Source organism: Actinoalloteichus caeruleus DSM 43889 (assembly GCF_000429185.2).
Taxonomy (GTDB): domain Bacteria; phylum Actinomycetota; class Actinomycetes; order Mycobacteriales; family Pseudonocardiaceae; genus Actinoalloteichus_B; species Actinoalloteichus_B caeruleus.
Genome location: NZ_AUBJ02000001.1, coordinates 3,992,024 through 4,004,665, shown reverse-complemented (window position 1 = coordinate 4,004,665; position 12,642 = coordinate 3,992,024). Strand labels below are relative to the sequence as shown.

Genomic DNA, 12,642 nt, shown 5'->3' with positions numbered 1-12,642 from the left:
GGTGTTCGACGGCCGCGTGCGCGGGCCCCCGGGGTCGGCGTGTCGCCGTCCCTCCCTGGCGGCACCGGCCACGGCCCCGGTGCCTAGTCGGGTTCGGGGGCGCGGTGCCGCCCCGGCCGCCGCTGGCCCCCCTGCCCCCCGAAGCGTTCGACATCCCGGTCCCGGATGAAGCCGAGCCGGTCCGGGGCGTGCATCCGGAGCATGATCCGAGCGACGTCGAGCGGCACCCGGTCCTTGGTCAGCCGGCTGACGGTGATCATCGTCGCGAAGGCCAACGGCACCGTCACCAGTGCCGGTTGGACGAGCAGCACGCCCAGCCAGCCGTCCATGGGCGGCCCCCACTCCGTGAGCACCGCCGCGAGCACCGACAGCCCGCCGCCCAGGACGATGCCGCAACCCGCTCCCCACGCGGTCAGACCGCGCCACCAGATACCCAGCAGCAGCAGCGGGCAGAACGTCGACGCCGCGACGGCGAAGACCAGGCCGACCGTCTGGGAGAGGCTCAACGAGGAGAACCCCATCGCCACCGCCAGGGGGATCGCGGTCGCCACCAGCGTCCACAGCCGGAAGTCCCGCACCTGGCCGCCGGAGGGCAGGTCCGTCGACAACACCCCGGCGACGCACACGACCAGACCGGCCGAGGTGGACAGGAACGCCGCGAACGCCCCGGCGGCGGTGATCGCCCCGAGCAGCTTGCCCAACCAGTTGTCCAGCATCGCCGTGGGCAGCAACAGCACCGCCGCGTCGGTGTCGCCGGTGACCAGCAGCTCGGGCACGTAGAGCCGGGACAGGGCTCCGAAGACGGTCGGGAACAGGTAGAAGAGGCCCAGCATCGCCAGGACGAACAGGGTCGTCCTGCGGGCCGCGTGGCCCGTCGGGTTGGTGTAGAAGCGCATCAGCACGTGCGGGAGCCCCATCGTGCCCAGGAACGTGGCGAAGATCAGCGAGTAGGTGTGGAACAGGCCCTGCGGCCCCCTGTCCTGGGGCTGCGCCCAGGACGAGTTGTCGGCCACCGCTCCCTCGACGACGGGGACGTCGGAACCGGCCGTGAACCGGAGTTCGGTCCCCGCTGCGACGGTGTGCCGGTCCCCCGCCCAGTAGACCGCACCGGAGACGGGGGCCCCGTTCACCGTGCCCTCCGCGCGGAGCAGCACCGGCCGGGCGACCGTGAGCACCACGTCGGTCTCCACCGTCACGGTGGTGTCGCGTTCGAAGCGGGGCGGCATGTCCGCCACCAGTTCGCCCCGATCCGCCGATGGGGTGCTGAGGAACGCGGTGAACAGCAGGAACGCCGGAAGCGAGATCGCGAACAGTTTCACCCAGTACTGCATCGCCTGCACCAGGGTGACGGCCCGCAGGCCGCCACCGAAGACGTTGACCAGCACCACGAGCGCGACCAGCGCCACGCCGACCTCGTTCGGCAGGCCGGTGACGGTGGACAGGGTCAGCCCCGCTCCCTGGAACTGCGGCACCACGTACAGGGAACCGATGACCAGCACGACCAGTGCCGTCAACTTCCGCAGGCCGACCGAGCCGAGTCGTGCCTCGGAGAAGTCGGGCAGCGTGTACGCCCCGGACCGCCGCAGTGGGGCGGCGACGAACATCAACAGCAGCAGGTAGCCGCCGGCGAACCCGATCGGGTACCAGAGGCCGTCCACCCCGTCCCGCAGGACCAGGCCGGCGACCCCGAGGAACGACGCGGCCGACAGGTACTCCCCGGAGATCGCGGCCGCGTTGCGCTCCGCGTTCACCAGCCGCCTCGCGACCAGGAAGTCCGAGGTGGTGTGCGCGGACCGCGATCCGTACACGCCGACCGCGAAGGTGACGACGGCCATCACGACGATCCCCGACAGCGCCCAGGGGTTCAGCTGCATGCGATGCCTACTCGATGTCGTCGAACCGAACGCGGCAACGCTAACCAATCACTCCGGACACGGACCGTCGCGGTGGGGGGAGCGGGTCCCCCGGCTCGGTGGAAGGCACAGGGGACCCCCTTCTAGTTCTCGACCATGTCGATGAAGTCGCGTTCGTGGCGCTCGGCCCGCCACTGGTAGACCAGGCCGACCACGAGCATCGCCGGGAACGGGGCCGCCCCGAGCAGGATCCAGGAGATCTTGACGTCCCCGACGGTCCACGCGCCCAGCTCGGGAAGCCAGAAGAACAGCAGGGGCAGGATCCCGATGGTGCCGAGGGTGGTCAGCGTCAGCAGCAGGGCGGTCCGCAGCTGGGCGCGGACGAGACTGCGCACCAGCGCCTCACCGACGCTGGTCTGTTCCTCCAGTTCGACGATGGTCCGCACCGCGCGCCGTTTGCCTCGGCGGTCGGCCAGGACCACCCGGACCCGGCGGGGTGGCGTCGTCCGGTCCCGACGGGTTCGCCGGGAGGCGCGGGAAGGCCCACCCGCCGGAACCCGGCCCGCCGGGCCGGCGCTCGGGAGGTCCTCCCCGGTCGCGCTCACCGAGTCGGCCCCCAGCCGTTCTTCGGGGCCCGCACCAGCCTGTCCTTCAACGCGCGGGTGTGACGGCGGCTGACCGGGAGTTCGATGGCCTGGTCGCCGGCCCCGAGCCTGACCGAGTACCCGGACGAGGACATCCGCAGTTCGCTGACCAGCGGCAGCGACACCAGGTAGGAGCGGTGGATGCGGGCGAAACCCACCTCGCTCCACCGCTCCTCCAGCTGCGACAGGGGGATCCGGACGAGGTGACTGCCGTCGGTGGTGTGCAGGCGCGCGTAGTCGCCCTGCGCCTCCACGTACCGGATGGTGGAGCGTGGGACGAGCTTGGTGGTGCCACCGAGCTCGACCGGGATGACCTCGTCCTCGGCCGGTGTCGCGGCTGCCTGGTCCTCCTTGGACCGCCGCATCCGGTCGATGGTGCGCAGTGCCCGGTCGACCCGCTCGGACTTGATCGGCTTCACCAGGTAGTCGATGGCCCCGACCTCGAAGGCGTCCAGCGCCCGGTTCTCGTCCCCCGTGACGTACACGACGGCCGGGGGCTCCCGGAACGCCGCGAGCACCTTGCCCAGCTCGACGCCGTCGAGGCCAGGCATGAAGATGTCGGCGAACACCACGTCCACCGGGCAGAGCCCCGCCTGCGCCCGTGCCCGCAGCTCCGGATCGTCGCTGCGGATGATGCGCAGCGCCTCGGCGGCGTCGAACGCGGTCAGCACCCGCGCCACCCTCGAACTCCGGTTGAGCTGGTAGGTGATTTCCTCCAGCCCGCGGTCCTCGTCGTCGACCGCGAGCGCGATCAGACCCGAGTTGTTGGCTTGAGCAGTCACCGTAGATTCATATCCTGCCGATCAAGGTTCTCGGGAGCCAAGGTGCTTCGTCCACCCGAGTGTGTGAACATTTCATCGCTGGTTGTGATGGTGCCTGCTCCATCAGAGACCAAGGCGGCTCCAGACGGCCCTGTTGTTCAGGCCCTCCACTGCGGCAAGTAGTGAGTCGCCGGCGCGGCTGCCGCTGCCCGAGGCACCACCGAGCCCGAGCCGGGCGAGGAGGGGGCGCTTCGGCTCCGAGACGGCGATCTCGGCGTCGGGGAACCGGGTGGAGACGATCTTCCGCAACGTGCCGAGACCGTCCACGAGCCCCAGTTCCCGCGCCCTCGCCCCGGTCCACACCTCGCCGCTGAACAGCGTCTCGTCCTCGCCGGCCAGCCGGTCGCCCCGGCGGGCGCGCACCCAGTCGACGAACTGACCGTGCAGGTCCCGTTGCACCTCCAACAGCCAGGCCACGTCGTCCTCCCGTTCCGGGAGGAAGGGGTCCAGCCGCGTCTTGTGCTCGCCGGTCGCGTGCAGCCTGCGTTCCACACCCAACCGCTCCAGCAGGCCGGTGAACCCGAAGCCGCTGCTGACCACCCCGATCGAACCCACCAGCGAACTCGGGTGCGCGTAGATCTCGTCCGCCGCGCAGGCGAGCCAGTAGCCGCCGGAGGCCGCCGCGTCCTCGCAGAACGCGAGCACCGGAACGGGGCCACGGGTGCGGGCCCGCCGGTCGGCCAGTTCGCGGACCCGGTCGGCGACCAGCGCCGACTGGGTGGGAGAGCCACCGGGCGAGTTCACCAGCAGCACCACCGCGGCCAGCCGCTCGTGGCCGAAGGCACGCGTGAGCGGCGCCTCCACGGAGGCCAGGTTGATGGTCCCCCGGTTCACCGGGGACGGGTTCGAGCTGATCACGCCGTGCAGGCGGACCACGGCGACGATCGGCGACCGGTCGACCCGCTCCCCGAGCCGGCCCGGGAGCTTCGACGTCAGCTTGTCGGTCATGCTCATGCCTGCACAGCCTACGGGGACTCGGCGTCGGGAGGTGGTGCGTGATCAGCGGATGTCGTCGCCCCGCGGAACCGCGACGCGGCCGCCCGTTCCCGTGCCCGCTCACCTCGGACGGCGGGATCCCCGGAAACCTGGTCCTCCGCGGGTTGCCGCCGTCGCGGCAGGTCGTGCCCCGCCCCCTCCCGCCTCGGTGGCAACGACACCTCGACCCGCTCGGCGAGCCCGCCGGTCCACTCCGGACGCGGCGCCGACACCGGGGCCCGTCCCTCCGCCTCACCGCCCAGCTCGGGATCGGGGCCGAGATCGTCCAGCGGTTCGGGCTCGCTCAGCGGCGGGGTTTCCGGTCGCACTCCCGGGGCGAACTTCGGCACCCGCAACATGACCCGCATGCCCGCCCCGACGTTGGTCTCCACCACCAGGCCGTACTGGTCGCCGAAGACGGACTGCATGCGGTCGTGGATGTTGCCGAGCCCGACGTGGGCACCGGTGAGGTGGGCGGTCGCCAGCTCGCGGTTCAGCCGTGCGGGGTCCATTCCGATGCCGTCGTCCTCGACGCTGATCAGGGCTTCGGAACCCACGTCGGTGGCCGCCACCGTGACCGTCCCGCCGCCCTTCTTCCCGGCGAGGCCGTGTCGGACGGCGTTCTCCACGAGTGGTTGCAGCACGAGGAAGGGCACCACCACGGGCAGCACCTCCGGAGCGATCCGCAACTGCACCCGCAGCCGGTCCTCCCCGTACCGCGCCCGTTCCAGCGTCAGGTAGCGGTCGACGTTGCGCAGTTCCTCCGCCAGGGTGGTGAACATGCCCGTCGCCCGGAACGCGTACCCGGTGAACTCCGCGAAGTCCTGGAGCAGGTCCCTCGCCTCGTCCGGATCGGTGCGGACCAGTGAGGAGATGGTGTTGAGCGCGTTGTAGACGAAGTGCGGCGAGATCTGGGCGCGCAGGGCCTGCACCTCGGCCCTGGCCAGCCGTTCCCGGGACTCCTGGAGCTCGGCCAGCTCCAGCTGACCGGACACGTAGTGCGCCAGCTCGGTGGAAGCCCTGATCAACCGCTTGCCGCCGTTGGCGGCGATGACGACCAGGGCGCCCAGCACCTCGCCCTCCACGGTCAACGGCACGACGAGGGCGTGCCGCATCGGGCACGACCGGCGGTCGCAGTCGAGGTCTCCGTGGTTGACGTGTTCCCGTTTGCCGGTGCTGACGACGACGTCGATCGCGGTCGAGAGGTCCTGGTAGTGGTGGTTGGCCTCCCCGTCCCAGCTCAACAGCCCGCTCTCGTCCGCCAGGCCGATCGCCACGCAGTTGAGCAGCTGCCTGAGGTGCGGCGTCGCCCGGTCGGTGGCCTCGAGGGTGAGCCCGGAACGCAGGGCCGGACCGGCCGCGGACACGCGGTGCAGTGCGGCCAGGGTGGCGTCCTCGACGGAGGTGCTGACCCGGCGGGCTCGGCAGAGCATCACGAACATGCCGAGCACTCCGATGACGGCCAAAGTGGTGAGGACCGTGCGTTCGGTCATCAGCTCACTCACCCGTACATGCTCTGACGAATGTTGCCCGCTAGGCAATGCGCGGGCCAGTTGTCGCCCGAATGGACCATCGGAAACGGTGTTCGCATCGCCGTGGGTGAGACACGGCTCAGGCCGTAGGGCAGCACACCCGCCCCACCGGGGGACGCGTTGGCGACCGACCGCTCGCGATGCGGCCGCCCTCCGGCCACGCCCGACTCAGTCCGCCGTCACCCGCAGGGTGCGAAACCCCCGGATCACGAACTCCGGTCGCCGCTCCGCCGTGCCCGCGAGGCGGAGGGCGGGCAGCCGGCGGAGCAGCGACTCCAGGACGGACACCACCTCGATGCGCGCCAGCGGAGCGCCGAGGCAGTAGTGGATACCCGCACCGAACCCCAGGTGTGGATTGGTGGACCGGCCCACGTCGAGGCGGTCGGGCTCCGCGAAGACCAGGGGGTCCCGGGCCGCTGCTCCCAGCAGCGCCGCGATCTTCTCCCCGGGCCGGACGACGTGGCCGCCGATCTCCACCTCCTCCAGCGCCGTGCGTTCGAACAGCTGGAGCGGTGAGTCGTAGCGGATCAACTCCTCCACGGCGACCGGGAGCAGCTCCGGGTCGGCGCGCAGCCGCTCCCATTCCGAGCGGTGGGTCAACAGCGCCACCATCCCGTTGCCCACCACGTTCACCGAGGCTTCGTGCCCGGCCATCAGCAGCAGTACGGCGGTGGCCACCAGCTCGTCCTCCGACAGCCGCCCCCCGTCCTCGTCCGTCACCGCGACGAGGTCGCTGACCAGGTCGTCCCCCGGCCGGCGCCGGCGCAGCTCCGCCAGGTCCCGCAGGTAGGCCACGAACTCGCCGGAAGCCCGCTCCGCGTCGCGCCGGAGGTGGTCGTCCAGGCCGTACTCGTACATCTTCACGATCGCGTTCGACCAGGGCTGGAGGAGATCCCGGTCGGATTCCGGCACCCCGAGCAGCTCGGCGATCACCCACACCGGCAGTGGCCCGGCGACCCGGTCCAGGAGGTCGGCCGAGCCCTCGTCCGCGATCCGCTCCGCCAGCTCCGCCACCAGCCGGTCCGCCAGGTCCCGGACCCAGGGCCGCAGCCGTTCGACGTGACCGCGCCCGAACGCCTTCGCCACCAGCCTCCGCAGCCGGGTGTGCGTCGGAGGCTCGTTCTCCAGCAGGGAGTTGCGGTGCAGGAGGTTGAAGTCGACGAAAGCCTCCAGGGGCCGGGCGTCGGTCCACACCCGGCCGAGCGAACGGTGCCGCAGCAGCGCGGAGCAGGCCGTGTGCGAGACGGCTACCGCCAGCCCGAGGCCCTCGTGCCAGTGCACCTCGCCGGCCTCCCGGAGCCGGGCGAAGGTGGGGTACGGATCGGCGAGGAAGCCGGGGTCCGCCGGATCGAAGAGGGCGGAGGAACCAGAACGGGAGACAGCGCGCACCCGCGCACCGTAGTGCTCCGCCCGGCCTGGCGTCCACATGCGGTCTCGGAGGGAGGGGCGGTCGTTACCGCTGGTCACCGGGCTTGTTCCCCGTGTGCGGGTGTCCGGGTGCGCCGCCGTCCGCCGTGCCCGCCCCCGGACACCCGCCACCCGTCGCGAGCCCCGTCACAGCTGGCCAGCTCACCCGGCCGAGGTGTCGACGGGCCATCGGCCCGGCGCCCCTCGCCGGTCACCTCCCGTTAACCCCGTGTGGGCATGCTGTCGGGCATGCCACCAGCAGTGGTCGCGCACCGGGGAGCGTCCGCCTACCTCCCCGAACACACCCGGGCGGCCTACGCCCTCGCGATCGAGCAGGGCGCCGACGGGCTCGAATGCGATGTCCGGCTGTCCAGGGACGGTCACCTCGTCTGCCTGCACGACCGGCGCATCGACCGCACGTCCACCGGACGGGGAGTGGTCAGCGCCCTCCCCCTCGACCGGCTCGCCGCCCACCGCTACGACCGGGACGGCAAGGCCGGGCGGGGACCGGACCACCAGTCGGTCCGAGGGTTCTCCGCCCTCCCCGAGGGTGGTTCCCCGCCGCCACTCGCCGCGCCCGACCTGCCCGACCTGCCCGACCTCGGTCTGCTGCGGTTCACCGACCTGCTCGGCATGGTCCGCGACACCGAACGACCGGTCCGGCTCTTCGTCGAGACCAAACATCCAGTCCGCTACCGCCACCTCGTGGAACGCAGGCTGGTCGCCGACCTGTCCGACCACGGCCTCCTCGCACCGGGGGCGGACGGCACCGCGCCGGTCACCGTCATGTCCTTCTCCCCGAGCGCCGTCCGCCGTGTCCGTCAGTACGCGCCGACGCTGCCCACGGTGCTCCTGATGCGGTCCCTGGCCGGCCGCCGGCGGGACGGCTCCCTGCCACCGTGGGCCGACCACGCCGGACCCGGTATCGACCTGGTGCGCTCCGATCCCGACTACGTGCGCCGCGCCGCCTCCCACGGCAACGACGTCTACTGCTGGACGGTGAACGAGCCGTCGGACATCCGGCTCTGCGCGGACCTCGGCGTCCACCACATCGCCACGGACGCGCCAGCCGCGACCCTGCGGACCCTCGCGAACCACTCGTCGGCTACCGTCGCTGACGCGGTGTGACCCCGAGCGGGGGACACCGTCACGGCGTCTCGTCGCCGTACCGGCATATCGACATGTGGCGCCCGTTCGGCGTTGGCCAGCGACACCCGGCCGGGAACGGTGCGGCCGGATCGGTGGGCCGCCGGCCGGCGCCGGGACTCACCAGGAGGTCCGGGTGGCCAAGCGCACCGCTACCAGGGGGAAGAAGCGCGCCGAGTCGGGCGTCAACCCACGCCAGCCTTGCCCGTGCGGATCCGGCAAGCGGTACAAGGCCTGTCACGGCGCCGAGGGCGGCGCGACGAACGTCATCGTGACCAGGCCCTTCGACGGGCTGTCCGTGGAACCCGAGCTGATCGCCCTCCGCGAGTTCGTTCCCTCGGCCACCGTCGAACTGACGCTCGTGGACCCGCCGACAGACCGGACGGTGGTGCTCGCGAGCGTGTTGCCGATGGCGGCCGCCGCCCTGGTGCGGGCAGACGGGAAGGCGTTCGTCGGGCTGCAGGTGCAGACCAGGTCCGGTGACGTGAGCCGGGACATCGCCCGGGCGGTCGAGTGGGCCAGGACCGCCAAAGCGGGTGAAAGCCTGCCCACCGTCGGCCCGGACACCGCCGAGGGAGGCCCCCGCCTCCAGGACCTGCTCGTCGCCGACGCGCCGTTCGACGTCCGGATCCACCCGGACTTCTCCTGGTGGATCCCCGAGGACACCGAGCCCTCCGCCGAGGTGAAGCTGTCCCTGGAACGCGCCAACACGGCCATCATGCCGACGGAACGGCTGGCCGCCGAGGGCGTGACCGCCGCCTACTGGGTGGACGCCGGTGAGAAGGCGCACCTGCGGTGGGTGCGGCGGGAACCGGAGGAGCGGTTGTTGGACGCGCTGGCCCGCCTGTCGGCTCGGGGCGAGTTGGCGTTGGGTGAGGGCAGCCGGTACGCCGGGTCGTTCCGGGCGCACGGGCTGCTGGTGCCGGTGTGGGACCTCGACCCCGAGTCGCACGCCAAGGAGTGGGAGCAGCCCGCCGCCGAACTCGGCCGCCGGCTGGAGGAGGCGCTGGCCTCACTGGACGAGCAGCCGCTGGACGCCTCGGAGCGCCGGGCCCGCAACGGGCTCACCGGCCGCCAGATCACCATCCGCTGACGCCGGTCCCCGAGGTCGCCGCGCGGAGGGCCCGCCGGGACAGCTGGTCGGCCAGCCGGGTGGTCTCGGGGAGCCGGAAGCGGGGCGAGCACCGCAGCACCCATTCCGCCGCCGGGGCCAGACCGATCGCGTGTCCCACCGAGACGTGGACCGGCCGGATCCCGTCCTGGGTGCGCAGCACGCGTCCCAGCGTCGTGCCGTCCGCGTCGAGCAGGTCAGCGTGGTCGCCACGGCGCGGACCGGGCGCCTCGTGGTCCCCGACCAGCCGGTTCTTGGCGACGCCCACGGATGGCAGCCCGGTGCGCGCGCCCAGGTGGCAGGCCAGGCCGAACCGCCTGGGGTGGGCGATGCCGTGCCCGTCGCACAGCAGCAGGTCGGGCGTGGTCGTCAGGCGCTCGAGGGCGTCGAGCAGTGGCGGTAGCTCCCGGAACGCGAACAGCCCGGGTACGTAGGGGAAGGCGGCGGTCCCCACCACCGCCGCCTCGTCCACCGGGCGCAGCGTGGTGGCGTCGAGGACGACCACCGCGCCGGCCACGCGCTCGGAGCCGGTGGCGTATGCGACGTCCAGCCCGGCCACCGTCCGCACCCGGGCGGGACTCCTGCCGCTCAGGTCCACCAGGGGGCGCAGCGCCCTTTCCGCCGCCTCGGCCTGGTCGACCGTCGTCGGCCAGGCCTCCCGGTCCCCGCGCATGTCGTCCTCCCCGTCCTTTCGTGTGACAGCCAACCACGAACGCTCAGGTTCCCCCGTCAGCCCCTCGGGCCGTCCGGGAGTGGCAGCCCCTGGTCCGCGGCGAGGGTGCGCAGCGCCGAGGTGGCCATGAGCGCGGCGGCCTCGCAGGGCGGTACGAGCAGCGAGTCCTCGTCGAGGTACACCTCGTGTTCGACGACGAGCGCCTGCCCGTCGTCGACCTCCACGGCGAGCACGCACCCCTGGGTGGTGTCGCCGGCGACCCACACCGCCGGGTAACCGCTCAGGCTCAGCCGTTGGACGTCCTCCGGGTCGGCGTGCTCCGCCAGGGCAGCGGCGTTCCGCCGGACGGCGAGCAGTGTGTAGTGGACCTCCAGGTTCGACCAGGAGCCCGGCTGGTCGCACCGGCTGCCCGCGCGCACCACCGCGTGGTGGGCGTTGGTGATGCGCAGCGACTCCCGCGTCCCCTCGTCGACGAGGGCGCAGCTGTCCACGTCGGTGAGGTCGAGGTCGGCCGGGCGGTCTCCGAGGGAGACGGTCAGATCACCGGGTCGCTCGCCGCGCAGCTCGTCCTGGCGCGCGGGGTCCAGCAGGGCGTGGACGGCCCGTTCCGCCGCTCCGTGCGCCTCATCGCAGGTCCGTTCCGCCGTCAGCAGCGGACCGGTCGCGAATCGTGCCACCGCGATCGCCTGGTTGCGCCCCACACTCACCCCGATGGCGCACACCTCGGGCGAGTCCTCCCCCGCGTGGTAACCCGTGGCCGGGTAGCCGGCGACCACCAGGCCGTACCGTTGCTCCGGCCCCAGCTCGTCGCCGAAGGAGGCGCCGTTGCGGGACGGCCACACGGCGATGGAGTAGAAGCCGAGGGAGTCCCCGTCAGCCGAGACGAACCGGCATTCCATCCCGGCGGGGTCCCCCACGAGCGGCTTGGGTCGCGGCTGGTCCGCCAACCCCAGGTAGCGCCGCTCGGTCTCGGTCAGCAGGGCGCACGCGTTCACGTCCGCGACGTCGAGGTGTTCCCGGTCGACGTCGACCCCACCCGTGGGCGGGGACGGGACCGCCGTCCGCGTGGGGGCGGACGGCGATCCAGTGGGGTGGGCCGCGGCGTCCTCGCCTCCCGCGCAGCCGGTGAGCAGGGCGGCCGCGACGAGGAGCACGACGCTGGGCCGAACAGTGGGCACGAAATACTCCGCAGGGTGAGTGGAAGGGGGAAAGCGCGAACGGAACCGGTTTCTCCACGCGGTCCGGTTCGGTTCGGTTCGGTGAGGATGAACGACGGGCACGCGATCGTGCCGCACGGCGCGGGAACGCGTGTCGCGATCCGGCGCTCACGTCAGTGGTGGATTCCCGCCAGGAAGAACCCGTTGGGTAATTCCTCACCGACCCTCGTCCGAATTCGTCGTGGAATTCCCGGTGGAACGGCGGTGGCCCGCCCTCCTGGGCGGGACCGAGGATGGCGGACGGGGTGGCGCCAGCCCGAGGGGCGGGCGGATCGGCCCGGTCGTGACGGGCACGGGAGCGGCGCGGCATGCCGTCCGACTGTCCCGGATCCGCCCGTCCATCCGTCCGTCAGAGGTCGAGCAGGGCCTCGACGGCGTACTCGGCCGCCGTGCTGGCTTCCTCGCAGGTCCGCGCGGCCGTCGTCTCCACGCCGTCCACCATCCGGGCGGCCAGGAGCAACTGGTCCGGTGCCAGGTCGACCGCGAACGCGCACACCTCGGGACTGCCCTCGGCGGCTGGGTAGGTCGTGGCGGGGAGACCACCGATCTCGGTACCGTCGCCCGAGTCCAGGCCCAGTGCGTCGACCAGGGCGTCAGCGTCCTCGGCCGGGACCAGGGCTAGGGAGTAGAGGCCGAAGGAGTCCTCGTGGAGCGTGGGGAGGCGGCACTCCCGCACGGAGGGGTGGTCGGGATCGGCCGGCGGGGACATCGGCTCGTCGTTCACTCCCAACTCCGCCAGCTGTTCCTCGGTCAGCAACGCGCACAGGTCAACCTCGGCTAGGCCGAGGTCCTCCCCGCCCGCGCCTGGCTCGGCGGGGGCGGACGACGACGGCGGCGCGGACGGGGTGGCGGAGGGCTGAGCCGCCGGCTCCTCGCCTCCCGCGCAGCCGGTGAGCAGGGCGGCCGCGACGAGGAGCACGACGCTGGGCCGAACAGAGGACACGAATTACTCCCACAGGGTGAGTGAAACAGCGGAATGCGCGGGCGGGACCTTTTCTTTGTCCGGTTGCGCCCGCGCCGCGCGGAAAGAGCGGCGAGCACGGTACCGCGTTCCTTCTTTGCCTGTCATCTCCATTGCGACCTGGCGCACACGAATTCGCGTCGCGGGTTGGAATGGGATCCTGTTGGCGATTCTCCCACCGGAGTGGCAGGCGGAGACCGTCGTGCGCCTCCACGCGGAAACGCCATCCGCCAACCTCGGTGGGGACGCGGGTTCGGAGTCCAGTGCCGACGGGGCGCCGGCAGGCGAGCGACCGGATGCGG

The 12,642-nt window shown here is 72.2% G+C and carries 11 protein-coding genes; 2 read left to right on the top strand and 9 right to left on the bottom strand.

The genetic code is table 11. The annotated features are described in order from the left end of the window. Window positions 1-83 precede the first annotated feature (83 nt). The 6 genes from G443_RS15795 to G443_RS15770 all read right to left on the bottom strand — a co-directional run bounded on the left by G443_RS15795 (window position 84) and on the right by G443_RS15770 (window position 7,214). Window positions 84-1,874, bottom strand: coding sequence for a sodium/solute symporter (locus tag G443_RS15795; RefSeq protein ID WP_026417779.1), 1,791 nt, complete (start codon window positions 1,872-1,874; stop codon window positions 84-86). Between the two features lie 122 nt (window positions 1,875-1,996). After that, the gene (locus G443_RS15790) at window positions 1,997-2,299 is read right to left on the bottom strand and encodes a hypothetical protein (RefSeq protein WP_245588703.1); all 303 of its coding nucleotides are present in this window, start codon (window positions 2,297-2,299) and stop codon (window positions 1,997-1,999) included. 155 nt (window positions 2,300-2,454) lie between these two features. After that, a complete protein-coding gene (locus tag G443_RS15785) occupies window positions 2,455-3,279 on the bottom strand; it encodes a LytR/AlgR family response regulator transcription factor (protein WP_026417777.1) in 825 nt (274 codons plus the stop codon). 102 nt (window positions 3,280-3,381) lie between these two features. Then, window positions 3,382-4,272 carry a S49 family peptidase gene (locus G443_RS15780; protein WP_026417776.1) on the bottom strand — a complete coding sequence of 297 codons (891 nt, stop codon included), beginning with the start codon at window positions 4,270-4,272 and terminating at the stop codon, window positions 3,382-3,384. Window positions 4,273-4,283: 11 nt separating this feature from the next. Next, the gene (locus G443_RS15775; RefSeq protein ID WP_372492982.1) at window positions 4,284-5,798 is read right to left on the bottom strand and encodes a histidine kinase; all 1,515 of its coding nucleotides are present in this window, start codon (window positions 5,796-5,798) and stop codon (window positions 4,284-4,286) included. A 195-nt stretch (window positions 5,799-5,993) separates the two neighbouring features. Beyond that, window positions 5,994-7,214 (bottom strand): cytochrome P450, encoded by a 1,221-nt coding sequence (locus G443_RS15770; protein WP_026417775.1) that lies wholly within the window; start codon window positions 7,212-7,214, stop codon window positions 5,994-5,996. Window positions 7,215-7,481: 267 nt separating this feature from the next. On the opposite strand from G443_RS15770, the gene G443_RS15765 reads away from it, so the two are divergent. After that, window positions 7,482-8,360, top strand: a complete 879-nt coding sequence (locus tag G443_RS15765; protein WP_035291540.1) for a glycerophosphodiester phosphodiesterase — start codon at window positions 7,482-7,484, stop codon at window positions 8,358-8,360. Window positions 8,361-8,514: 154 nt separating this feature from the next. Then, entirely contained in the window at window positions 8,515-9,471 is a 957-nt protein-coding gene (locus G443_RS15760) for a DUF5926 family protein (protein ID WP_026417773.1), read from the top strand. Here G443_RS15760 and G443_RS15755 read toward each other — a convergent pair. From G443_RS15755 to G443_RS15745, 3 genes are all read right to left on the bottom strand, one after another. Then, the gene (locus G443_RS15755) at window positions 9,458-10,195 is read right to left on the bottom strand and encodes an endonuclease V (RefSeq protein WP_245588702.1); all 738 of its coding nucleotides are present in this window, start codon (window positions 10,193-10,195) and stop codon (window positions 9,458-9,460) included. The two genes, G443_RS15760 and G443_RS15755, sit on opposite strands and share 14 nt — an antisense overlap. Window positions 10,196-10,218: 23 nt before the next feature. Further along, window positions 10,219-11,340 carry a DUF3558 domain-containing protein gene (locus G443_RS15750; protein WP_162147275.1) on the bottom strand — a complete coding sequence of 374 codons (1,122 nt, stop codon included), beginning with the start codon at window positions 11,338-11,340 and terminating at the stop codon, window positions 10,219-10,221. Between the two features lie 388 nt (window positions 11,341-11,728). Then, complete coding sequence (locus G443_RS15745) at window positions 11,729-12,322, bottom strand: DUF3558 family protein (protein ID WP_081715264.1); 594 nt, start codon at window positions 12,320-12,322, stop codon at window positions 11,729-11,731. Between the last annotated feature and the right edge of the window lie 320 nt (window positions 12,323-12,642).

Excerpts from the sequence above, each read along its gene's own strand:
- G443_RS15795 (WP_026417779.1), bottom strand. The coding sequence starts at position 1,874 with ATGCAGCTGAACCCCTGGGCGCTGTCGGGGATCGTCGTGATGGCCGTC.
- G443_RS15780 (WP_026417776.1), bottom strand. The coding sequence starts at position 4,272 with ATGAGCATGACCGACAAGCTGACGTCGAAGCTCCCGGGCCGGCTCGGG.
- G443_RS15765 (WP_035291540.1), top strand. The coding sequence starts at position 7,482 with ATGCCACCAGCAGTGGTCGCGCACCGGGGAGCGTCCGCCTACCTCCCC.